The sequence below is a fragment of the Methylobacterium sp. J-026 genome (assembly GCF_022829585.1).
In the GTDB taxonomy this organism is placed as follows: Bacteria; Pseudomonadota; Alphaproteobacteria; order Rhizobiales; family Beijerinckiaceae; genus Methylobacterium.
This window is the reverse complement of record NZ_JAKSYC010000243.1, coordinates 1-20,929: the sequence shown is the minus strand read 5'-3', so window position 1 is coordinate 20,929 and position 20,929 is coordinate 1. Positions and strand designations below refer to the sequence as shown.

Below are 20,929 nucleotides of genomic sequence, written 5' to 3'. Positions count from 1 at the left end.
CTCGACGTGGTGCTGGCCGAGCTGACTGCGGAATTCAACGCCGATACCACGGCGGTGATGCTCGACGATGCGGCGAAGGTCGCCGACACGGAGGTACCGTTGATCGTGAACAGGGCCGTCGTGGAGGCCGTGCTCGTGGTGGTGGGAAAGGCGTTGGTCGCCGTGCCGGTCGTGGTGAGCTGGGTCGACAGCGCCTGGTTGGCGAGGGACTTGGCCTGATCCACGAGCTTCTGGATCGAGGTGATGCCCTGGTTGGCGGCCTGGATCGACTGGACGCCGTTGGAGACGCCGTCGAGCAGGGAGTTCAAGCTCGTGGAGCGGCTGTCGAGGGCCTGCGAGGTGAAGAAGTTGGTCGGGTTGTCGAGCGCCGAATTGACCGTCTTGCCGGTGGCCAGGCGGTTCTGGGTGGTCGACAGGAGTGAGGCCGTATCCTGCAGCGAAAGCAGGTTCTGACGGGTCGCGGCCGAGAGGGTGATCGAGGACATCGGTCGATATCTTTCTGATTTGTGCCACCCGTTTCTCGGGCTCAGCAGTAATCGCTCCGCAGACGTTTCGGACTCGTTAAAGCGGCGCGCTATTCCACAGTATGCAGCGCGATCCTTAATTTAGTACTGAGATATCAAATCTCATCCATCGCAGTTTTCGTAGGTGTTCAGGATCCATTAACCATAACCCGACATAACCGCGGCGGCTGCTGCGGTCTGGTGGATCTTGTTCGGGTGGAACCGAGCCGATCAATGGGTGGACGCGGGCGGTGCCACATCCTGTTTGGAGCTCGACCGTGATCGTTCAAACGCCTGTCGAGGCAAGTCCCCCGCATGTCGACCTCCCGATGACGTTCCCGCATGTCACGATCGCGATCCCGTGCGGAACGATGGTTCACGCAGATTTCGCCGTGTGCCTCAGCTCGATGATGCATTCGCTCGGCGAGATGCCGATGTCGATCGTGGTTGGAAAATCATCGATCGTCGCTGACGCGCGGAACATGGGTCTCGACTTCGCGCAGAAGCTCAAAGCGGATTACGTCCTGTTCATCGACAGCGACATGACGTTCCCGCGCGATGCCCTGCTCAGGCTTCTGGTGCGCAACGTCGATATCATCGCGGCGACCTACTCCCGCCGGACGGCGCCGTTCCATTTCCTGGGTGACATCCTTCCGGAGCAGCCCGCGGACGTGCCGAAGGGCTTGCTGGAGATGGCACGCATTCCGACGGGTTTCCTGCTGGTGAAAGCCACGGTGTTCGAGCGGCTGAAGCGGCCGTATTTCCGCTTTCGCGTCGATGAGGAGGCGGGCGTCAACATCGGCGAGGATTACGATTTCAGCGATCGCGTCCGGTCCCTCGGCTATCGGATCTGGTGCGATCCCTCCCTCAGCAAGGAGCTCGGCCATATCGGCGAGCAGTCCTACAAACTTTGAGTGATCGCCCGTCCTCGCGTCGCGCCGGCTTTCACACGGCGCGCGCCGCGCGTGTCTCGATCGCCCGAAGAAACGCGGCGAAGACCCTGCGCATCTGAGGCGGTTTGTAGGGAAACAGATCGACGGGATCCATATCGTGGACGATCATCCCGGTATCGGCTTCGAAGACCAGCAGTCGACCGTCGCGACTCTCGGCGCAATCGAGAATCAGGTAGTCGAGCCCGGTCCGGCGGTGGATCTCGGCCAAGGCCGTCCGGTGACGGGGTACGAAGGCGGCGTCGAACGCGGCCATCGCCGAGGCCTCCGCGCTTCGCTTGGCCGGGTCCTCATTCATGCCCGCGTTCAGATAGTGGATCATCCAGTGATCGCGCAGGGCCATGTGGCAGAGGAACGGTGCGCCGTCGATCAGGACGATGCGGAGCTTCCGGTACAGCCCATCGGCACCGCTGTAGTCGAAGAACTGCGTGACGTAGAATTCGGCCTCGTCGGCGCCCTGTAAGTACGCTTCGAGGTCTTGGGCCCCGTCAAGCTTCTGCAGGGCGTTGCCGGCATGCGTGTCGATGGGGCGGATGAGAACCGGATAGCGCAAGCCGTCCGGAAGTTCGTTCGCTCTGGACGCGAGCTCCGATTTCGCGATGCGGACGATGGGCGGGACCACGACGCCCGCCGCACCGCGCAGCGCGTCCGCGATCCCGTGCCGGGACGTCTTGAGGACGTTGCGCGGATGATTGACCACGGGCCTGGCCCAGCGCGCGGCGGCGGACGTCAGGGCGTCGAGCACCGGTTCGTTCGCGGTGGAATAAGCGACCCCGACGATGCAGACGTCGTGTTCCGGAAGCGATTCGAGGGCGGGATCCCCGGGGAGCACGAAGACGTATTCCACGTGGAAGATCGGATCATCCAACAGGAAATCGACCGGCGTATTGGCCATGAGATCGCCGGCCGTGACGAGGACCAGGACGCGGGTCGTCGCGGCGGGCCCGTTGGAGCGGAGCGCGAAGTGGCGGTTACTCTGCAGGACCTCGGCCTGAAGCTGGAGCGCCTCGTCGTGGCGATGCATCAGCAGTAGGATCGTCGACAGGTCGAGGGCCGTGCCGGCTTCGAGGACGCCGTCCGTCGATGCCGACAGGATCGCGTTGGCCCGGGCGGCCATATCCGCACCCTCGAAAGCCGCCCGGATGAGGCGGGCCGGCCCGATGAGCGGACTGGGAGCTGCGTCGCGCGTCGCTGGCATCAGTTCACTCCGGCCGATGGCTGTGCGGCATCGAGGGACAGGTATCCTGCGGGTGCCGTCACGGCGATGCGATTCAACCGCGGCGCGACGAAGATATCCCCGCCCGCCGGAGCGCATCCGCGAGCGGGCCGCCCGCCGGCGCCTCCGGCGACGCGCGCGACCGAGCCGGGCGCGATTCGGATCCCGCACGTACCCCCGGCACCGGCGGCTCGATCGGGTCGTCCAGCCGCATCGACAGTGCGATCCGCTTGCGCGGGACATCGACGCTCAACACCAGGACGCGGATCACCTCGCCGATCCGCACCACCTCCGTGGGGGACGCGATCCGGCGGCGCGCCATCGCCGAGATGTGGACGAGGCCGTCCTGATGGACCCCGATATCCACGAAGGCGCCGAACGCGGCCACGTTGGTGACCACGCCCTCGAGCTGCATGCCCGGTTTCAGGGCGCCGATCGTCTCGACGCCCTCCTGGAAATGCGCGGTCTTGAAGGCGGGGCGTGGATCGCGGCCGGGCTTCTCCAGCTCGGCGATGATGTCGCGCACGGTCGGCAGACCGAAGCGGGCGTCGACGAACGTCTTGGGCGTCAGCTTGGCGAGCGCCCCCGTGTTGCCGAGCAGAACCCGGATGTCGCTCCCGGACGCCTTCAGGATCCGGCGCACCACCGGATAGGCCTCCGGATGGACGCCGGACGCGTCCAGCGGGTCTTCACCGCCCTGGATGCGCAGGAAGCCCGCGGCCAGCTCGAAGGTCTTCGGACCGAGACCCGGCACCGCCTTGAGGGCGGCCCGCGAGCGGAACGGCCCGTGCGTGTCCCGATGCGTGACGATCCGCTCGGCCAACGCGGTGCCGAGGCCGGAAACCTGCGCCAGCAGGGCGGGGGAGGCTGTGTTCACGTCGACGCCGACGGCGTTCACGGCATCCTCCACCACCGCCGAAAGCGAGCGCGACAGTTTCGCCTCGCTGACATCGTGCTGGTACTGGCCGACGCCAATGGATTTCGGGTCGATCTTCACGAGTTCGGCCAGCGGATCCTGAAGGCGGCGGGCGATCGACGCGGCGCCGCGATGGGACACGTCGAGATCGGGCAATTCGCGCGCGGCGATCTCGGAGGCCGAATAGATCGAGGCCCCGGCCTCCGACACCGTCACCTTGGCGAGCGTCAGGTCGGGATTGGCGGCGACGATCTCGGCGGCGAGCCGCTCGGTCTCGCGGGAGGCCGTGCCGTTGCCGACCGCGAGCAATTCGACGCCGTGCAGGCGGCAGAGCCGCCCGAGCGCCGCCACGGCCTCCCGCCAGCGGCGCTGCGGCTCGTGCGGGTAGGTCGTCTCGACCGCGACGATCCGGCCGGTCCGGTCCGCCACCGCGACCTTCACGCCGTTGCGGTAGCCCGGATCGAGCCCCATCGTCGCCCGCCCGCCGGCCGGAGCGGCGAGCAGCAAATCCTTCAGATTGCCGGCGAAGACCTTCACGGCCTCGTCCTCGGCGCGCTCGAACAGCCGGCTGCGCAGGTCCTGCTTGATCCCAGTCCGGATCTTCGTGCGCCAGGCCGTTCGGACGGTCTCGAGAAGCCAGGGATCGCCCGGACGTCCGAGGGCGGCGAGGCCGAATCGCCGGCAGATCGCCGTCTCGAACGGGCCCGGGACCCCGCTCGGCGACTCCTCGCCCTCCGCCGCATAGGCAATATCGAGCACCTCTTCGCGCTCACCGCGGAAGATCGCCAGGATGCGGTGCGAGGGCATCCGCTCCAGCCGCTCGCTCCAGTCGAAGTAATCCGCAAACTTCGCCCCCTCAGTCGCCTTGCCCTTACGGACTTTCGCGACGAGCTGGCCGCTGCGCCAGTAATCCGCGCGCAGGCGGCCGACGAGATCGGCATCCTCGGCGAAGTGCTCGACCAGGATCGCGCGGGCTCCCTCCAGCGCCGCCGCCTCATCCGCCACACCACGCTCGGGCGCCACGAACGCAGCCGCCGCGCGCTCGGGGGCCTTGTCGGGGTGTTTCAGGAGGGCCTGCGCCAGCGGCTCCAGCCCGCCTTCGCGGGCGGCCTGGGCCTTCGTGCGCCGCTTCGGCCGGAACGGCAGATAGAGGTCTTCCAACCGCGCCTTGGTCTCGGCAGCCGCCAGGGCCGCTGCGAGGCCGGGAGTCATCCGGCCCTGGGCTTCGATGCCCTCCACGATGACGCGGCGGCGGTCGTCGAGGTCGCGCAGGTAGGACAGGCGCTCCTCGAGCCGGCGCAACTGCGTGTCGTCGAGTCCGCCCGTATTCTCCTTGCGGTAGCGCGCGATGAACGGGACGGTCGCCCCGCCGTCGAGGAGCGCCACCGCCGCGGCCACCTGCGCTTCCGCGACGCCGAGTTCTTCGGCGATGCGCGCGTTCACGGCTTTCATGCGGTCTCCGGTCGACTGGCTGCTGGGACTCCGCCTGGCTCGTCAAGCCGCCGGAAACATGGCATTCGTGCGATCCACCGACACAGGCGATATCAGGCGTTTCGGGCTCAAAAGTCGGCCACACCGTCATTGAATCTGTGGACAGTGACTGGATCTATTTGCAAATCAACATTCGTATTAAATTTATCAATACCCCAAACCAATTAGTCTTGAGTGATGAAGGGTCAAAGGCAACTTAAATATGTACCTCTATCGCCATCTCTGACGGGCCCGCGAAGTTGATGATTTGGCTACGCATCGGAACTTGACGCGCCGCCGATGATGTCATCGGGATGTCACCGATCGTTGCAAGTCTACGCGCTCGCATGCTGAGAAAGGCAGGCGCCCCGTGCAGTTCGAGATCCGCGAGAACAGCCGGTCGCTGTGGTCCTGGGTTCTCTTGAACGAGACCGCCGAGACCGTCCTCGAATCCCGTCGGAGTTTTCCGTCCCGGGCGCAGGCAACGGCTGCCGCGCTGGCTTTCTCGCAACTCGTGGCCCGGGCGGGACGGACGCTCACGGGCGGCGCGCGGCAGGTCGGGTTCCTCTAGCCGCGCGAACCCGGCGGTCAGGTCCGGTGGCGGATCAGGCTCACCACGCTCAGGCAGGCGATCGCGCAACCGACACCCATGGCGCCGAGGCAGCTGATGGTGCGGACCGGCTCGCCGCGGGCCAGGACAATGGCGACCGCCAGCGGCAGGAGCAGGAGACCGAGCATCAGGGTCATGGCGGCTTCCGAGTACGGGATCCGGTTGGACACGGAGAGCTTAGGCGTCGAAGTGTTAATTGCCTCTGACGGAGGACGCGGCCGCCGATCGATCGCCGCGATCCACGTCCGGCCCCAAGCGGCCTCTCCAGCCCGGGCACCGGTGTTCAGACAACGGCTCGGGAAGGGGCGAAAGGCCCCCGCTCCCGAAGCCACGTCACCAAACCCGCTGTGTGAATCCCGTAGCCTCTGCGGGGGAGGGCTACGGGATTCGCACGTCTCAATCTGACACCACCACTCTGAAAAAGGGGCGCTTTTCCCCTCCCCCTTGCGGGGAGGGGTTAGGGGTGGGGGTGGTTCAGACGGCACCGCACCGCTCCATCCTGCGCCACCCCCACCTCCAACGCATCCCCGCAAAGGGGGAGGAGAGAACGTGTCGGCCAGCGAGGTGTGAACCTCGCAGGCGGGGGAGGGAGGGCGCGTGGCTGTTCCGGACTGACCCATCCGCCGACCGGGCGATCGATCGAAGGGCTCACGGCCTCTCAGGATGAGATCGGGATAGGGAAAGACCGGTCAAACAGCCTCCAAAGTCCGCCCCGGTGCCAGGTTCGCCGCGAAATGCCCGGTCCGGATCAAGCCCTCCGGTCTTCGACCTCAACCGAGCCGGACCAAGCGGTCGATCAGCGTCTGGTCGTGCAGCAGCGCCATGCGCTCCCGCGGCGTCAGCCAAGCCTGCGCTTCGCCGACCGTCTCGGCCTCATCGATCTTGGCGGCGGCCAGCGTCCGGTCCGGGTCGATGGCGCCCCGGGGACGGTCGCGGCCGGCCGGCAGCATCCGTGCGTGCGCGTCGGCGAGGCGGGGATCGGCGTGCAGGGCCGCCAGGGCATCGGAGGCGTCGAACGCCTGCGCGGCATTGCGGGCGGCCAGGCCGGCGGCGCGGGTGGCGATCTCCGGCGGCGTAGCCTCCTCCGGCGTGGCGAGCAGGCGCCGCCGCTTGAGCGCCAGGCCGAGGCCGAGCTGGCCGCTCGCCCAGGAGATCGGGATCGCCAGCACGAGGCCTACGATAGTCGGGCTCATCCAGAGGAACAGCGACGTGGCGATCGCGAAGGCCGCGACCCCCGCGACCAGACCCAGCACCATGTGCCAGCTATGCCGGGCCACGATATCGCGGAGCGGGATCGAGCCGTCGTCGCGCCGCTGCGGGTTCCAGCCCGTATCGCGCCCGAGCAGGATGTCCATCACCGATCCGGACTGGATCACCATCGCCACCGGGGCCACCAGGGCGGAGAGCAGGATCTCGACGAGGCTCGAAAGGATCAGCCGCCCGCCGCCCCCGCAGGCCCGCCGCACAGGGCCGTCGAGCAGGGCGAGGATCAGGCCGAGCAGCTTCGGCGCCAGCAGCACCGCCATGGTCAGCCCGAACAGTTGCAGCGCGCGGACCGGGTCGAACCGCGGGAAGACCGGCGAGAAGCCGGCGCCGCCGAAATAGTCCGGCCGCTCCGTGGCGGTCTGAAGGACCAGCAGGATACCGACGACGAGTTGGAGCAGCCAGAGCGGCGACGCGAGGTAGCCGGCGATGCCGGTGGCGAAGTGCTGGCGGGTGGCGGCATGCAGGCCGGCCGCCCCGATCACCCGCGCGTGCTGGAGGTTGCCCTGGGCCCAGCGCCGGTCGCGCACCGCCACGTCGATCAGCGAGGGCGGGCTCTCCTCATAGGAGCCCGGCAGGCGGGGCAGCATGTAGACCGCCCAGCCGGCCCGACGGATCAAAGCCGCCTCCACGAAGTCGTGTGACAGGATGTGGCCGCCGAAGGGGGGCTTCCCGGGCAGATCGGGCAGCCCGCAGGATTGCGCGAAGGCCCGGGTCCGGATGATGGCGTTGTGGCCCCAGTAATTGCCGCCCCGCCCCGACCAGGCCGAAAGCCCGGCGGCGATCACCGGGCCGTAGATCCGCGCGGCGAATTGCTGGAGCCGGGCGAACAGCGTGTTGCGGTTGATGATCAGCGGCAGCGTCTGGATGATGCCGGCATCCGGGTCCGCCTCCATGGCGGCGGCGAGGGTCACGATCGCCGGGCCGCTCATCAGGCTGTCGGCATCGAGCACGAGCATGTGGTCGTAACGGCCACCCCAGCGGGTGACGAAGTCGCCGATGTTGCCGGCCTTGCGATGGTGGTTCTTGGGCCGGTGGCGATAAGACAGCCGGGCGTCCGGCCCGAGGCGGTCGCGCAGGTCGAGGAAGGCCCGCTCCTCGGCGATCCAGGCATCGGGCTGCGTCGAATCCGAGAGCACGAACCAGTCGAAGTGCTGCCCCAGCCCGGTGGCTTCCACGCCCTCCCGCATGGCCTCGACCCCCGCGAAGGTCCGGGCCGTCGCCTCGTTGTAGACCGGCATCAGGATCGCGGTCCGGGTCGTCAGCACCGCCGGAACCGCCGCCGCCCGCGGGCGGCGCAGCAGCACCGCGAAGCCGAGCAGCGCGCTGGTGAAGGCCAGCGTGATCCACGAGAAGGTCAGGCAGAACAGGACCACAAGCACCAGCTGGAGCCCGGTCGGGCTGCCCGAGACCGACACGGTCTCGACCATCTGCCAGCCGCCATAGCCGGTGAGCGCCAGCGCGCCGCCGAATACCCAGAGCCGCGCGAGCCAGGGATCGCGCGGCCGGCGCGACGGAATGTGGGCCGCACGCGCGTCCCAGCGCGACAGATCCTGGACCGGCATCGCCAGCGGCGCCTCGGGCGGCAGGCCGGAGCCGGCCTCCCGAGCGGCCGGACCGGGCTGCGCGTCCGGCTGGACCGCGGGCTTGGGCAGGGTGGTCGTCTCGTCCATGCGCACGGCGGAGGCTGATCCTCGGTTTCGGTCAGGGGTTATGGGGTCCAGCGGAACAGCCAAGTCTCGCTGGCCCGGTCTTGTCCGCGCCGGAGCGCGAGGCGCAGCTCGCTGGCCCGCTCACCGCCGGGATCGAGCTCGAACAGGATCCGCAGGGTCTTGCGCGCGGGATACGCGTAACGGTCCTGCCGGGTGATCGTCCCGGCCGAGGCGCTGAGATCGACGTCGATGTCCCCGGGGTCCATCACCGCATCGCCCTGGAAATCCACCGCGAACAGGCGGCGGTTGCCGGCGCTGCCATGGCCGCACCGGCTGTCGCTGACGCGGGCGATCCCGGGCGGCAGCGGGTCGGGCCATCCCTTGGACCAGTGCTGCCGGCAGAGGAAGCGCATCTCGCCGCCCTTGGCGAGCGTCGCCTTGGGTCGCCAATAGGCGAAGACGTTCTCGTTGAGTTCGGAATCGCTCGGGATCTCGAGCAGCGTCACGGCGCCTTCGCTCCAATCGTCCAGCGGCTCCAGCCAGAGCGAGGGCCGCTGCTCCCAGTGCCGCCTGTCGTCGTCGAAGTCATCGTAGGAACGGGCGCGCTGCATCAGGCCGAAGCCCTTCGGCCCGCGATCCACGAAGGCCGAGACCTGGAGCGCCTCGGGATTGTGCACCGGGCGCCAGATCGGCTCGCCGTAGCCGTTGTGGATCGCCAATCCCTCCACCGAGAAGGCGGCGGCGCGCAGGTCGTCGACGCGGCGCCGGTCGAGCGCCCCGAACAGATAGCTCCCCTGCATGCCGCCGAGACCGATATGGTCGAGGTCGGCGCGGGCGAACACCGTGCCGTCGATCCCGGCCACGGAGGCTTCCCGGCCCGGGGTCAGTGTCAGCTTGAACGCCGCCGTCGCGGAATCCGATTCGGCGAAAGCGTGGACCACGACGGGCTGCCCGGGGGCGGGGGTCTCGATGAACAGCGCCCGGAACAGCGGGAACTCCTCGCCGCGGGCATCCGCCGGCCGCAGGGCGAGGGCCCGGGCGTTGATCCCAAAATCTTGTCCCTCCGCCACCAGGTGGAAGAAGGAGCCGCCCTGGAACAGGGCGAAATCCGCCAGATCGCCGCCGTCGACGAAACGGGCGCGCAGGCGGAAGCCCGAGAAGGCGGCCGCGGCCGGGAGATCCGGCAGATCCACCCCCGGCGCCGAGAACGCGGTCTTGTCGTAGGATACCGGCTGCACGAGGCCGTTCTCAACCAGGAACATGGCGACCGGCGTGTCGAAGATCGAGCCGCGCAACAGCGGCTCGAAACTGTAGCCGATGCCCCGATCGGTCCAGATGGCCCGTCCCGCGGCGGGGCGGATCGCCTCGTAGGCGTCCCGGGATAGGTTCTTCAGGGCGGCCGGCAGATCGCCGGATTTCGGGCCGGCAAAGGGCGCCTTGGACCGGGCCCGGGCGAAATCGAGGAGCGTGTTCGCCTCGAAGGCCTCGCCGGCGCCCGGGAGGGCCGGCGCCGTTTCCGGATCAGCCGCGATCGCGTTGCCCGGAAGCGAACCCGCGGCTGCGCCCAGGGCGCCGGCCAGCACGCCGCGGCGGGTCAGGGCAAGGGGCGGTCGGGCGGGGCTTATCATACGGTGGTCGGTCTCTCGTCTCTGAAGCCGTTGCCGACAGCGCAGCATTCCGGTCCGGCCCCGCTTCCGCGTCCTGACGCGTGCCGTGTCCCGAACCGATCACCGCTCCGGCGGAACGCGCGCTCGGTGCCTGTCTATACACGCGGCCCGGCTGAACCCAGGGTTAAGCGGTCCGCTGATCCGCGCACCTCCGTTGACTTAACGCGAGCCGGCTCTCTAAGTCGGTCGACTGCATCGAAACGGGGGAGGCGACATGGGTTCGTTGCGAGTCACGGGCCACGGCGTGGATCTCGGCGAGAGTCTGCGCGGCCGCGTCGAGGACCGCATGTCGGCGATACAGGCCAAATACCTCGACTCGCACATGAGCGAAGCCTGCACCGGCCATGTCACGCTGCGGCGGGACGGGTCGGCGTTCCGCACGGATTGCGTGCTGCATCTCGTATCGGGCTTGACCATCGAGGCGAACGGGCTCGCGCACGATGCTCGGTCGAGCTTCGAGCAGACTGCCGAGCGCCTCGAGACGCGGCTGCGCCGCTACAAGCACCGTCTGAAGCAGCACGCCACCGGGCCGACCGACGATGTCGCGGTCGAGGCGGCCTACGCGGTCCTGGCCGCGCCGGACGAGGAGGACGACGAGCCGGCCGACGGGGACGCGCATCCGCCGATCGTCGCGGAGAGCACCCGGACCCTGCAGCGCCGCACCATCGGCGAGGCGGTCACGGCCCTCGACATGACGGGCTCGCCGGTGCTCGTGTTCGTCCATGCTGGCACCGGGCGCATCAACGTCGTATATCGGCGCGGCGATGGCGCAATCGGCTGGGTGGACCCGCTGAACGCCGTCGACTGACGGGGCAGGTCGGGAGGAACGGAGCCGGAACCGGCTTGTTTCCCGGTCGATTGATGTGCGGGGACGCGGCCGAGGCGGCCGTCACTGTTCCTGCAACGAGGCCCGCCCTGACCGGGCGGGCGACGGGGCAACGGTCGTTCGATGCCAGTTCTGGAATTCCTCGACCCCGAGTCGGTCGTGCCGTCGCTGCGCGCGCGGACCAAGAAACAGGTCCTTCAGGACCTCGCGACCCACGCGGCGCGTCGCCTGCCCGTGCTCGGGGAGCGTCCGATCTTCGATACGCTGCTCCAGCGGGAGCGGCTCGGCTCGACCGGCATCGGCGACGGGGTGGCGATTCCCCACGGGAAGCTCCCCGGGCTCGACCGCCTATTCGGTCTGTTCGCCCGATTCGATCGGCCGGTGGATTTCGAGGCCCTAGACGGCCAACCCGTCGATATCGCGTTCCTGCTGCTGGCCCCGGAAGGCGCCGGCGCCGATCATCTGAAGGCCCTCGCGCAGGTCGCCCGGATCCTGCGGGAGCCCGGCATGCTGGCGCATATCCGGGCGGCCCGGGATGCGGGCGCGCTCTACGCCCTCCTGACCCGCTCCACGGCGCCGCAGGCCGCGTGATGCCCCACCTCCGAATCGCCGCATCCCTCGCGCTGGCCGTGGGGCTGACCGGTCCGGTCCTGGCGCAGGGCGAGACGACCTGCGCGCGCGACCTGCTCGTGGCGCAATCGATGCAGCGGCAGGCCGTCGACCAGCTCGAACAGGCGGACGGAGACGACGCCAAGAACTGCCGGGTCTGGCGCCGCCACGTGGAGACGATGCGCCGGGTCGCGAGCGTCTATGGCCGCTGCCTCTCCGGCTCGGAACGCGGCGAGCGTCTGGCGCAGGTCCAGGGATCGGACCGGGAATTCTCCGCGGCGATCAAGGCGCATTGCCGCGGCCAATAGGGCGCTCCCCGCGGGACGCGGAGCCCCCCATTCGCCGGCTCAATCCACGTCGCGGGCCGCCAGCGGCTCGGCGACCATCTTCACCGGGATCTTCACGGGCTTGCCGCGCCCGATCAGGACCGCCGCCCGGGACCGTTCCGGATCCGTTTCGAACCGGGTGCGCACCCAGCTGGCCAGGAACTTCACGTATTCGGAGGCCACGAGCCGGGCCGCGGGCGGGCTCCGCCACCACCGGTCGGCGTCGAAGGCTTCGGTGACGACGGGATGCGGCAGGACGCGGTCGCTTTCCTGCAGGGCGTGATCGAGTTCGATCAGCGTCCGCGGCATGTGGTAGTTCGAGGTCACCACCGCCACGGTGCTGAACCGATGGGCCCGCATCCAGCGCCGGGTCTCGATGGCGTTCCCGATCGTGTTGCGCGCCCGATAATCGAGATCGACGCAGCAGGCGATGAGCGCGCGCTGAGTCGGGTTCAGCCGGGCGATCTCGTCACGGCTGGTGCGCTCGTTCACGCCGGTGATGAGCAGGCGGCGCCCGTAGCCGCCGGCCAGCAGATCGATCGCGTCGCCGATCCGCTGCGCGCCGCCGGTGAGCGCCACGATCCCGTCCACCCGGTCGGACGGAGTCCGCTCGTGCCGGGCGAGCACGCTGACGAAGATCAGGAACCCGGCCAGCAGGGCCACTGCCCCGAGAACCGCCCCGAGGCCGCAGGTCCAGAGCGCGATGCGCCCCCGCTGCCGCGGCTGCGCGGTGCGCGGGCAGCCTCGCTCGTGCCAGGCCCAACCGACGACGTCGGTCGTGAGCGGATCCGATGCGCGCAGCATACGCGTGGTCATCCTCCGGAGGATCGGCGTCGATTGCGGCGGCCCGGAGGCGGCCCGGTCGTCCGCCCCCACACCGCGACGATAAGGTTTCCGGATCGTAAACGCGCCCGCCTGGTGACCGCTGTCCACGCCTTCTAACAGCGCGCGGTGTGCCTAGGCCAGGAAGCGACGCACGGTGATCCGCGAGACCACGCCCGTCACCAGGGACGCGATCACGCCGATCAGGAGGATGCTGGCATAGCCACGCAAACCGATCTGGAAGGCGCCGAACAGGGCCTCGACCTCCTGACCGGCCGGTCCGGACCGCGCGGCCCGGGCCAGAAGCCCTCCGATGACGAAGGCGAGGATCGCCAGGCCGGCTCCGATGGCGCCCCCGCGCAGGCCCAGGCCGAAGAAACGCCGCTGGAAGGCGCGGGCGATGTAATCGTCGTCCGCGCCGACGAAGTGGAGCACGTCCACCACCTCGCGATTGCTGGCCATCGCGCCCCGCGTGGCGAAGGTGACGGCGAGCCCCGTGGCGACCAGGACGAGGACCACGAGCCCGATCCCGATCCCGACGAAGGCATTGGCCGCGGTCGAGAGCCGCTGAAGCCAGAGGGCGTGGTCGTCGAGGCTGGCGACCCCGGGCAGCGCGTCGAGGAGATGCATGCGCAGGCGTTTCAGATCGGTGCCTTGGCCGCTCGCGAGCCGCAAGGCGATCAGCCGCGGCACCGGCAGGTCCGACAGATCGAGCCCGCTGCCGAGCCAGGGCTCCAGGAGCCGCTCGGCCTCGGCCTTGGAGAAGATCCGCGTCTCGGCGATGCCCGGCTCGGCTTTGGCGATGCCCGCTGCCCGGGTCACGTCGGCGTCGACGTCGCGCCCGGGACCCGGGCGGATCTGGATCGTGACCTCCTGGGCGACGTCGCCCTGCCACTGGGCGGCGTTCGCCGCCACCATCTCGGCGGCACCGGCGCAGAGCCCCGCCAGGAAGGTGAGGATGGCGATGACCGCCGCCAGGGAGCGCCCCGCCGCCGTGTCGGTCGGCACCAGCGGCGCGTTGCGGCGCAGATTCGCCGGCACGGACGGGACCGGGGGACCGGCGAGGGGCTCGGGCCGGGCCCGCGGGATGGCCTGCGTGCTCATTCCTCGATCCGAAGCCGGCCTTCACCGAGCACCATCCGGCGGGCGTCGACCGCATCCATGATGCCGAAATCGTGGGTGGCGATGATGACCGAGGTCCCGAGCTTGTTCAGTTCCAGGAACAGGCGCAGCAGCCGCCGCCCGAGACCGGGATCGACGTTGCCGGTGGGCTCGTCGGCGAGCAGCAGGTCCGGCCGGGCGATCAGCGCCCGGGCGATGGCGGCGCGCTGCTTCTCCCCGCCGGAGAGGAGCGGTGGCAGGGCGTGCATGCGCTCGCCGAGGCCGACCCAGCGCAGCAGCTCCACCACCTCGGCCCGGTAGCTCGCCTCGGCGCGTCCCTGGACGCGCAGTGGCAGCGCCACGTTCTCGTAGGTGGTGAGATGGTCGAGAAGGCGGAAATCCTGGAAGACGACGCCCATCCGCCGCCGCAGCCCGGTCAGGGCCTTGGCGGAGATGCCGCTCACCTCCTCGCCGAAGATCGAGACGAGGCCTCGGGTCGGCCGCACCGACAGCAGGATCAGGCGCAGCAGCGTCGTCTTGCCGGCCCCCGAAGGACCGGTGAGGAACTGGAAGGAGCGCGGGGCGATGCGAAAGCTCACGTCCGACAGCACCTCCGGCCCGAGACCGTAGCGCATGCCGACATTCTCGAACTGCACCACCGGCCGCTCCGCGCCGGGCAGCAGGCTCTTCATGCTTGCCTGTAGGTTCAAGGCCGTGCCGTGTCTCGCCGATCCCGATACGGGCATCGCCGGAGCGGCGGGCGTTTTCAAGGCCTTCGGAATTTCACGGGCGCTTAACCCTGTTCAGCCACACTTTCTCAAGCGAATTCACTGTCCGGCCGCGGTACGGCCGGTGGATGCGAGTATGGCGCGTATGCTGATCGTCTGCCCGAGCTGCGCGAGCGCCTACCAGATCGACGCCGGAAAGGTCGGCATGGAGGGCCGCTCGGTCCGCTGCGCGGCCTGCCGCGAGACCTGGTTCATCACCCCCGCCGACGTGCTCGCCGGGCACGAGGCCGAACTCGCGGCGGAGGCCGATCCGGCCGCCGACGCGGCCTGGGAAGAGGCGGCCGCCTCGGTGCGGGAAGCCTCCGATCTCCCGACCCCCACGGTTCCGGCCGCAGCCGGGCTGCCGTTCCGCGGGAGAAGACACCGGCTCCGCGGCGGCCTGTCACCATCCCTGGCGGTCGGGCTGACGCTCCTGGCGGCGCTGCCGCTGCTGTGCCTCGCCCGCGTAAGCGTGGTCCGGACGGTCCCGCAGACCGCAGCCCTGTTCGCCCGGATCGGCCTGCCGGTGAACCTGCGCGGCCTCGAGATCCGTGACGTCGTGGCGTTCAGCAGCCCCGCCGAGGAGGGCCGTCCGGCCGAACTCGTGGTCGAGGGTGACCTCGTCGGTGTCGCGCGGTCCGACATGCCGGTCGCGCCGCTCAGCGCCGAGATCCGGGACGCCGGCGGTCGCGTGATCCGGACATTCACGGTCAATGCACCGCGGGCGGTGCTGGGCAACGCGGAGGCCGCCCGGTTCCGCGGGACGCTGACCAGCCCGCCCGCCACCGGGCGTTCGGTGGTGTTGCATTTCGCCGGTGCCGAACCGCCACGCGATGAGGCCCGAGCCGGCGTGAGTAGCCATTGAGGGCATGCGCGCCGGGGTGCGGCGACGCGAGCGCCTGACGGGTCATGACCGAACGATGACGCGTCTCGTCGCGGCGAACGCGCGCGCTCCCAGTTCCCGTCAACAGTGGTAATATTGTTTTTCAGATCGACCAATGTATTTGGATCGTAATTCGTTTTTACAATCTACGGCAGATTTTTTACAGTGAAAACCGACGCCGTGTTATTTATTAAAGTCTTAGCTGTGATCGATCAAGTGCAATTGTTTCAAAATATTTTCGAATAAGCAGTTATCAACCGCTCTGTTTATCCAGACCTTGGTTGCACTGATATCTAATAAATTTCAAGTTTAAGTCCTATAAATTGACCGATTTAAATGTTTGCAATACCGTTGTCCCGCATTGAGCGATATGCGCGGCATATCCCGGCAACTTTGCTTTCCTGTTGCTTGTCGATGTCGGATCTGAAAACCTGGATTTGCAAGCGTGCCAGGGCGTCGTCGCCTATGCCCGATATTGAGGATTGTGGGGGCGATCCATTGTGAGTAGAAAGAAGAAAGTCCCGGTTTCCACCGCCACGACCGACGTTGTTGAGGGAAAACAAGCTTTCGACTATTGGCGCAGCACGATAATGGGCGGGGTCGACGTGACGCCGCTTGATTCGGCACTGCCGTTCTCGGCCGGCCGCACGGTCGCCGCCTCACCCTACGGCGCGATCCTCCACGCGTTCAGCGACGCTTACAAACTCGAGCGGACGGCGCAGCATGTACGGCGCGACGGGCGCGACGACGTCGGGGTAACGGTGGTCCTGAGCGGCAATGGCTATATCGAGCAGGGCAACAACGGTGCGCTCCTGAAAGCGGGCGACATCGCCTTTCACGCCTGGGAGCGGCCCGGCGGTGGGGGAAACTTGGGGCGCTACGAGGAGTTGCGGCTCACCGTGCCCCGATCCACGTTCCTGGCGGAGATGGGCGATACGCGCGCATACGGGGGACGCAGGTTCGGTCCGACGCCGCTGAGCGGATTGTTTGTCACCTATCTTCGTGCCTTCGCGTATTCAGTGGCCGACATGTCCGAGGCGGAAACCGGCATCGCCATCGAGGGCGCCCTCCACCTGCTCCGCGGTGCCATCAACGGGGGGGCCGAGCGCGCCGACGGCGAAGAGCTCTCCCGGGACGCGCTACGCTCCCTCGCTCTGGCCCGGATCGAGCGGTGCCTGCACGACCCCGAATTCGGTCCCGACCGCCTGGCCGCAGACCTTCGGATCTCGCGCAGCCGCCTCTACGCGGCCTTTGCCGGGGGGGAGGGGATCGCGGCCAGAATCCGAGAGGCGCGCCTCGACCGCGCGCATGATCGGATCGTGATGATGCGGAAGACAGGCATCCGGGTCACGTCGATCATGACCAGTTGCGGCTTCACCGACCCGGCCGCCTTCAGCCGTGCCTTCCGTCGCCGCTTCGGCCTCTCCCCCCGGGAACTCCTCACCCAGGGCGACGGCTGACCGGATCCGGCGCAGTCGCCCGCGGCTCGACCGCGGCGCGCCGGGGTGCTGCCGCGGCTGCGATGGACCGGATCGTTCCGGACAGGGCGAGGCCCAGGCGGATCGCCGCGAGGCCGACCCGCGCGATGCGGATCTGCCGCGGCAGGTGGCGCGGGCCGATGGGGCGGTAGGCGAGCCGCGGACTGGCGCGCTCGGCCTCCGCGATGGCTTGGCCGAGGGGCAGGGTCGCGATCCGATCCGCCTCCGCCGCGCCGATCCCGAGCGTCCGAGCCCAGGCGTGATGGCGGCTGAGCAAGCCCCGGCCGTGCAGCCTTCGGAACCGGCGCCGCCAAAGGTAGCGGCGAACGGCTCGGGCAAACGGTTCCATCCGGGCGTCGCAGAGGGCGTCGGGCTCCTCGCACCGCGCGCGAATCGTGTCGGCGACGCCCCCGGGGGCGCGACCCGTGAGGCGGGCCGAGATGGTCACGCACACGTCGGTGGCGTGGCGAACGCGCAAGCCGCGCGCGATGAGGCGCGCGATGAAGGCACCGTCCTCGCCGAGGGGTATCTCCGGCATGCCCCCGACGGCGCGGTAGGCCGCCCGGGTCACCGCCAGCGTCGCGCCGATCGCGGTGCGGTGGCACGGCCAGGGATCGTGCGGGTCCGGGTCGATCCGCGCCTCCGCCTCGGTGATGAGGGCGTCGTAGCGGTCTTCGAGGCGGCCTCGGGCGGGCAGCGACGGCGGCAGCAAGGCCGCCTCGACGGCATCGAGTTCGACGCGGCCGGCGACCGCGTCGGCCCCCGCCCGGATCGCCGCCCGGTTGCGGGCCACCCAGTCGGGCGGCACCCGGCTGTCGGCGTCGGTGGACAGGATGAGCCCCGCCTGTCCGGCATCGCCGAGCCACTCCGCCGCCGCATCCATGGCGCGACGCCGGGCCCAGCCGGCATGGGCACCCGCAAACCGCTCGACGAGGACCCGGACCGGGATCGACAGGGTGGGCACGAGCCCGGCGACGATGGCCTCGGTCCGGTCCGTGCAGTTGTTCAGGAACAGGACCAGCCCGAGGCTCCCCGGTTCCAGGCCCGCCTGGGCGTCGATGGCGCGCAGACAGGTCGCGATACGCTCCTCCTCGTTGCGCACGGGCACCGCCACGATCGCGTCGGGGGTCGTGGCGATGGATAGGCGGTCGCTCGTCACCGGTCGGCTCCGTCGGGCCTGGCCGGGTGGGTCCGGGGCCGCGACGGGGATATGCCCAGGCTTGCCTGAACGAAGCCGGAAGCGTTCCCGTGTCCGGAGGGTATCGGTCGTCCCGCCGAAGAGGGACGCCGGTCAGAGGGTCTTCTCGACCAGGCCTTCGATCCATTCGGGCTGGGTCTCGCCGACGGAACGCCCGACCTCGGTCGCCCCCTTGTAGGCGATGAGCGTGCTCTGCATCCGCACGTCGAGCCGTTTCAGCATCGCTTTCTGGCTGTCGAAGTCGATGTCGAAGATCTGGAGATCCTTGAACCGCGGGTCCGCCGACAGCTTGGCGAGGATCGGCTTCTGCGTCTTGCAGATGGGACACCAGGGCGCGCTGACTTCGACCAGGATCGGGCGGCCGCTCTGCTGTGCGGCGGCGAAGGCACTCTCCGAGAACGGGATCGTCTCGCCCGCGCGTGACGGACCGGGACCGGCGGTCAGCAGCAAGGCCAGACTGGCCAGTGCGACGACATGGCGGCGGGTGTTCATGGTGCGTCTCCCGGATGCCGGACGCTCCTTCGTGGGAGCGCGGCTTTGGGGCAGGGTACACCACCGGACCGGAAAGGCCGCGCGGCCCGGCGACGCGGCGCGCGCGAAAGCGGGGGCACCGGATCACATCATCGAGATGGCGCGTCCAGACGATCCTCCGCCACGAGCGCGGCGATGTCGTTCGCGTCCACCGCATCCATCGGGCGCCGGATCCGCAGGGCCCGGGTCGGTGCGCCCGCCCGCATCACCAGCACGATGGTTTCCATGTCGGGGCAGCCGGGATCTGGGCAGGCGAGTTCGTTCACCGACAGAGTGTCGGTCTCGCCGAGGCGCAGAGCCGCGCTCAGCTCCCGCTTCAGCCGGGCCGCGATCTCGGCCCGCTCGGCCGAGCGGGCGCGCCACGCCTTGAGGCTCACGAAAGCCATGTTCGATGCTTTTCCCCGGGGTGGAAGACCGCGGCGCGAGAGTGTTGCGCGGATAAGAGCCGGTCAAGCGCGGGCCCATGAACGCGACCGGCAACAAAATCGGCCTTGCGTGGTCGTGCCCGGCGCCACCCCGCTGAATTCAGCCGCCCCAGCGGTCTTCCGACTCGACAGTGCGGTGGACGTTCTGCGAGGTGCGCACGAGCGCGCAGAGGATGTGAGATCTTGCGACCCTGGCGGGACGGACCGAACGACCGGCGGAACTACCATCACGGCAACCTGAAGGAGGCGCTCCTTGAGGCTGCGCGCCGCTTCATCGCCGAGCGCGGGATCGGCGGCTTCACGCTGGTGGATGCCGCGCGCCTCGTCGGGGTGACGCCCGCGGCCCTGTATCGGCATTTCCGCGGACGCGAGGCCCTGCTGGAGGAACTCGCCGGGCGGGGCTTCGCCGAACTCGCCGCCCGGCTCGCACGGGCCTTGACCTCGCGCGGTACCCCGCTGGAGCGGTTCACCCGCATGGGCGAAACCTACCTGACCTTCGCCGAGGAGGAGCCGGCCTATTACGCCGCCATCTTCGAGACCCGGGGCCTGTCGTCCGCCGCGGCCGAGCACGACGGTGCGCCGGGTGCCGCAGGCGCCGCCGCTCGGCCGAGCCCCTTCGATCTCCTGGTCGAGGCGCTTCAGGCGACGTTCGCCGATGGGTTCGGAGGCGTCGCACCCCGCTTCATCGCCCTGGAGGTCTGGGCCCTGGCCCACGGCCTCGCGACCCTCTCGGCCGCCGGGCACCTGCCGCGGGGTCCCGGCTTCCCGGACAAGTTCGAACTTCTGCGCGCCGGCGTCCTCGCCCTCGTCCACGGCGTCGCGCGGTCCGGCGAACACGGATCCGGCACCGGACGGCCTTGAAAGGCGTCGTCGGCACCCGCATGTTAACCGCGTTCACATGGACAGCGGAGCACAGCCGTGACCTCTCAGACATCCTCCCCTTGGGCGACCGGCAGGCTTAGCCGGTCCGGTCCGTTCCCGCGCCGTTCGCTGGAGATCGGTGCGATCGTCGTCGGCTTCATCTATTGGTGGCCCGTCGGGCTCGCGCTCGTCGCCTGGAAGATTGCGGGCTACCCGGCCTTCGCCGAGCTGCGCGACACGGCCCGCCGGACGATGTCCGATTTCGGGGATGCGCGGCCGGTCTCCCGCTTCGCCCGGGCGTTCGAGGCGGCGAGCCGCCGCGACGGCACTGGCAACGCGGCCTTCGACGCCTATCGCAGCGCTGAACTCGACCGGCTTGAGGCGCAGCGCCGCGCCCTCGAGGAGGAAAGCCGCGCCTTCGCGGCGTTCGTCGAGGAGCTGAAGCGGGCCAAGGACCGCGAGCAGTTCGACGCCTTCATGGCGAAGCGCCGGACCGAAGGGGGCGAGGGCCGTACGGTCTGATACCGCACTCTCTCCCGAGCCGTTCCCGGATACCGATCACCGAGGGGACCAGCCATGTTCCGCCGGAGGACCGGATCGCCGGAAACCGGACCTCCGGCGACGGGGCCGGATGACTCCTTCTGATGCGGCTGCCGGGGGGCAAAAGGCGGTCGGCAGCCGCTCGTGTCAGGCGGCCCGGATGTTGGCCAGGAAGCGGTCGATCTCGGCCGTGAGGTGCTCGGACTGGCGCGACAGCTCCGAAGCAGCGCCGAGGACCTGGCCCGCCGCCCGTCCGGTCTCCTCCGCCGCTCCGGCGACACCGACGATGTTGCTGGTCACCTCGCCGGTGCCCTG

The 20,929-nt window shown here is 69.2% G+C and carries 20 protein-coding genes and 2 pseudogenes; 9 read left to right on the top strand and 13 right to left on the bottom strand.

Going from position 1 to position 20,929, the window contains the following annotated elements:
- A pseudogene (locus MKK69_RS21585) lies at window positions 1-485 on the bottom strand (flagellar protein); the annotation flags it as partial.
- Between the two features lie 347 nt (window positions 486-832).
- Here MKK69_RS21585 and MKK69_RS21580 point away from each other — a divergent pair.
- Window positions 833-1,417 carry a glycosyltransferase family 2 protein gene (locus MKK69_RS21580; protein WP_243971291.1) on the top strand — a complete coding sequence of 195 codons (585 nt, stop codon included), beginning with the start codon at window positions 833-835 and terminating at the stop codon, window positions 1,415-1,417.
- A gap of 31 nt (window positions 1,418-1,448) precedes the next feature.
- On the opposite strand, the gene MKK69_RS21575 is transcribed toward MKK69_RS21580, so the two are convergent.
- Window positions 1,449-2,651, bottom strand: coding sequence for a RimK family alpha-L-glutamate ligase (locus tag MKK69_RS21575; protein WP_243971289.1), 1,203 nt, complete (start codon window positions 2,649-2,651; stop codon window positions 1,449-1,451).
- 73 nt (window positions 2,652-2,724) lie between these two features.
- A complete protein-coding gene (locus tag MKK69_RS21570; protein WP_243971288.1) occupies window positions 2,725-5,037 on the bottom strand; it encodes a Tex family protein in 2,313 nt (770 codons plus the stop codon).
- Between the two features lie 388 nt (window positions 5,038-5,425).
- Between MKK69_RS21570 and MKK69_RS21565 the strand changes: the two genes are divergently transcribed.
- Complete coding sequence (locus MKK69_RS21565; protein WP_243971286.1) at window positions 5,426-5,626, top strand: hypothetical protein; 201 nt, start codon at window positions 5,426-5,428, stop codon at window positions 5,624-5,626.
- A 17-nt stretch (window positions 5,627-5,643) separates the two neighbouring features.
- Here the strand turns inward: MKK69_RS21565 and MKK69_RS21560 are convergent, their stop codons facing one another.
- From MKK69_RS21560 to MKK69_RS21550, 3 genes are all read right to left on the bottom strand, one after another.
- The gene (locus MKK69_RS21560; protein WP_243971284.1) at window positions 5,644-5,802 is read right to left on the bottom strand and encodes a hypothetical protein; all 159 of its coding nucleotides are present in this window, start codon (window positions 5,800-5,802) and stop codon (window positions 5,644-5,646) included.
- 633 nt (window positions 5,803-6,435) lie between these two features.
- Window positions 6,436-8,601, bottom strand: a complete 2,166-nt coding sequence (gene mdoH / locus MKK69_RS21555; protein WP_243971296.1) for a glucans biosynthesis glucosyltransferase MdoH — start codon at window positions 8,599-8,601, stop codon at window positions 6,436-6,438.
- Window positions 8,602-8,639: 38 nt separating this feature from the next.
- Window positions 8,640-10,208, bottom strand: a complete 1,569-nt coding sequence (locus MKK69_RS21550; protein ID WP_243971282.1) for a glucan biosynthesis protein D — start codon at window positions 10,206-10,208, stop codon at window positions 8,640-8,642.
- A 253-nt stretch (window positions 10,209-10,461) separates the two neighbouring features.
- Between MKK69_RS21550 and MKK69_RS21545 the strand changes: the two genes are divergently transcribed.
- The 3 genes from MKK69_RS21545 (at window position 10,462) to MKK69_RS21535 (ending at window position 11,990) form a co-directional block, all read left to right on the top strand.
- Complete coding sequence (locus MKK69_RS21545) at window positions 10,462-11,055, top strand: HPF/RaiA family ribosome-associated protein (protein ID WP_243971279.1); 594 nt, start codon at window positions 10,462-10,464, stop codon at window positions 11,053-11,055.
- Window positions 11,056-11,196: 141 nt separating this feature from the next.
- Window positions 11,197-11,664 carry a PTS IIA-like nitrogen regulatory protein PtsN gene (ptsN, locus tag MKK69_RS21540; protein WP_243971277.1) on the top strand — a complete coding sequence of 156 codons (468 nt, stop codon included), beginning with the start codon at window positions 11,197-11,199 and terminating at the stop codon, window positions 11,662-11,664.
- Window positions 11,664-11,990 (top strand): hypothetical protein, encoded by a 327-nt coding sequence (locus MKK69_RS21535; RefSeq protein ID WP_243971275.1) that lies wholly within the window; start codon window positions 11,664-11,666, stop codon window positions 11,988-11,990. Before ptsN ends, MKK69_RS21535 begins: the two co-directional genes overlap by 1 nt.
- Before the next feature lie 39 nt (window positions 11,991-12,029).
- Here the strand turns inward: MKK69_RS21535 and MKK69_RS21530 are convergent, their stop codons facing one another.
- From MKK69_RS21530 to ftsE, 3 genes are all read right to left on the bottom strand, one after another.
- Window positions 12,030-12,812 (bottom strand): YdcF family protein, encoded by a 783-nt coding sequence (locus MKK69_RS21530; RefSeq protein ID WP_243971273.1) that lies wholly within the window; start codon window positions 12,810-12,812, stop codon window positions 12,030-12,032.
- Between the two features lie 153 nt (window positions 12,813-12,965).
- On the bottom strand, window positions 12,966-13,934 hold the full coding sequence (locus tag MKK69_RS21525) for a cell division protein FtsX (protein WP_243971271.1): 969 nt from the start codon (window positions 13,932-13,934) through the stop codon (window positions 12,966-12,968).
- The gene (ftsE, locus tag MKK69_RS21520) at window positions 13,931-14,623 is read right to left on the bottom strand and encodes a cell division ATP-binding protein FtsE (protein WP_043380143.1); all 693 of its coding nucleotides are present in this window, start codon (window positions 14,621-14,623) and stop codon (window positions 13,931-13,933) included. Before ftsE ends, MKK69_RS21525 begins: the two co-directional genes overlap by 4 nt.
- A 181-nt stretch (window positions 14,624-14,804) precedes the next feature.
- On the opposite strand from ftsE, the gene MKK69_RS21515 reads away from it, so the two are divergent.
- Together MKK69_RS21515 and MKK69_RS21510 are read left to right on the top strand one after the other, a co-directional pair.
- Window positions 14,805-15,563, top strand: coding sequence for a zinc-ribbon domain-containing protein (locus MKK69_RS21515; RefSeq protein WP_243971294.1), 759 nt, complete (start codon window positions 14,805-14,807; stop codon window positions 15,561-15,563).
- Between the two features lie 518 nt (window positions 15,564-16,081).
- Window positions 16,082-17,041: a helix-turn-helix domain-containing protein gene (locus tag MKK69_RS21510; RefSeq protein ID WP_243971269.1), complete on the top strand. Its 960-nt coding sequence runs from the start codon at window positions 16,082-16,084 to the stop codon at window positions 17,039-17,041.
- Here the strand turns inward: MKK69_RS21510 and MKK69_RS21505 are convergent.
- The 3 genes from MKK69_RS21505 to MKK69_RS21495 all read right to left on the bottom strand — a co-directional run bounded on the left by MKK69_RS21505 (window position 17,022) and on the right by MKK69_RS21495 (window position 19,174).
- Window positions 17,022-18,218 carry a glycosyltransferase gene (locus MKK69_RS21505; protein WP_243971267.1) on the bottom strand — a complete coding sequence of 399 codons (1,197 nt, stop codon included), beginning with the start codon at window positions 18,216-18,218 and terminating at the stop codon, window positions 17,022-17,024. The genes MKK69_RS21510 and MKK69_RS21505 overlap by 20 nt on opposite strands.
- A 132-nt stretch (window positions 18,219-18,350) precedes the next feature.
- On the bottom strand, window positions 18,351-18,749 hold the full coding sequence (locus MKK69_RS21500; RefSeq protein WP_243971265.1) for a thioredoxin family protein: 399 nt from the start codon (window positions 18,747-18,749) through the stop codon (window positions 18,351-18,353).
- Window positions 18,750-18,877: 128 nt separating this feature from the next.
- A complete protein-coding gene (locus MKK69_RS21495; protein WP_243971263.1) occupies window positions 18,878-19,174 on the bottom strand; it encodes a hypothetical protein in 297 nt (98 codons plus the stop codon).
- Between the two features lie 222 nt (window positions 19,175-19,396).
- Between MKK69_RS21495 and MKK69_RS21490 the strand changes: the two genes are divergently transcribed.
- Together MKK69_RS21490 and MKK69_RS21485 are read left to right on the top strand one after the other, a co-directional pair.
- On the top strand, window positions 19,397-20,074 hold the full coding sequence (locus MKK69_RS21490) for a TetR/AcrR family transcriptional regulator (RefSeq protein WP_243971261.1): 678 nt from the start codon (window positions 19,397-19,399) through the stop codon (window positions 20,072-20,074).
- 57 nt (window positions 20,075-20,131) lie between these two features.
- Window positions 20,132-20,596, top strand: coding sequence for a DUF2852 domain-containing protein (locus MKK69_RS21485; protein WP_243971259.1), 465 nt, complete (start codon window positions 20,132-20,134; stop codon window positions 20,594-20,596).
- Window positions 20,597-20,761: 165 nt separating this feature from the next.
- Here MKK69_RS21485 and MKK69_RS21480 read toward each other — a convergent pair.
- Window positions 20,762-20,929: pseudogene (locus MKK69_RS21480) on the bottom strand (methyl-accepting chemotaxis protein); the annotation flags it as partial.

Excerpts from the sequence above, each read along its gene's own strand:
- MKK69_RS21550 (WP_243971282.1), bottom strand. The coding sequence starts at position 10,208 with ATGATAAGCCCCGCCCGACCGCCCCTTGCCCTGACCCGCCGCGGCGTG.
- MKK69_RS21500 (WP_243971265.1), bottom strand. The coding sequence starts at position 18,749 with ATGAACACCCGCCGCCATGTCGTCGCACTGGCCAGTCTGGCCTTGCTG.
- MKK69_RS21530 (WP_243971273.1), bottom strand. The coding sequence starts at position 12,812 with ATGCTGCGCGCATCGGATCCGCTCACGACCGACGTCGTCGGTTGGGCC.
- MKK69_RS21495 (WP_243971263.1), bottom strand. The coding sequence starts at position 19,174 with ATGGCTTTCGTGAGCCTCAAGGCGTGGCGCGCCCGCTCGGCCGAGCGG.
- mdoH (WP_243971296.1), bottom strand. The coding sequence starts at position 8,601 with ATGGACGAGACGACCACCCTGCCCAAGCCCGCGGTCCAGCCGGACGCG.
- ftsE (WP_043380143.1), bottom strand. The coding sequence starts at position 14,623 with ATGAAGAGCCTGCTGCCCGGCGCGGAGCGGCCGGTGGTGCAGTTCGAG.
- MKK69_RS21545 (WP_243971279.1), top strand. The coding sequence starts at position 10,462 with ATGGGTTCGTTGCGAGTCACGGGCCACGGCGTGGATCTCGGCGAGAGT.
- MKK69_RS21525 (WP_243971271.1), bottom strand. The coding sequence starts at position 13,934 with ATGAGCACGCAGGCCATCCCGCGGGCCCGGCCCGAGCCCCTCGCCGGT.
- MKK69_RS21570 (WP_243971288.1), bottom strand. The coding sequence starts at position 5,037 with ATGAAAGCCGTGAACGCGCGCATCGCCGAAGAACTCGGCGTCGCGGAA.
- MKK69_RS21560 (WP_243971284.1), bottom strand. The coding sequence starts at position 5,802 with ATGACCCTGATGCTCGGTCTCCTGCTCCTGCCGCTGGCGGTCGCCATT.
- MKK69_RS21535 (WP_243971275.1), top strand. The coding sequence starts at position 11,664 with ATGCCCCACCTCCGAATCGCCGCATCCCTCGCGCTGGCCGTGGGGCTG.
- MKK69_RS21515 (WP_243971294.1), top strand. The coding sequence starts at position 14,805 with ATGCTGATCGTCTGCCCGAGCTGCGCGAGCGCCTACCAGATCGACGCC.
- MKK69_RS21575 (WP_243971289.1), bottom strand. The coding sequence starts at position 2,651 with ATGCCAGCGACGCGCGACGCAGCTCCCAGTCCGCTCATCGGGCCGGCC.
- ptsN (WP_243971277.1), top strand. The coding sequence starts at position 11,197 with ATGCCAGTTCTGGAATTCCTCGACCCCGAGTCGGTCGTGCCGTCGCTG.
- MKK69_RS21580 (WP_243971291.1), top strand. The coding sequence starts at position 833 with ATGACGTTCCCGCATGTCACGATCGCGATCCCGTGCGGAACGATGGTT.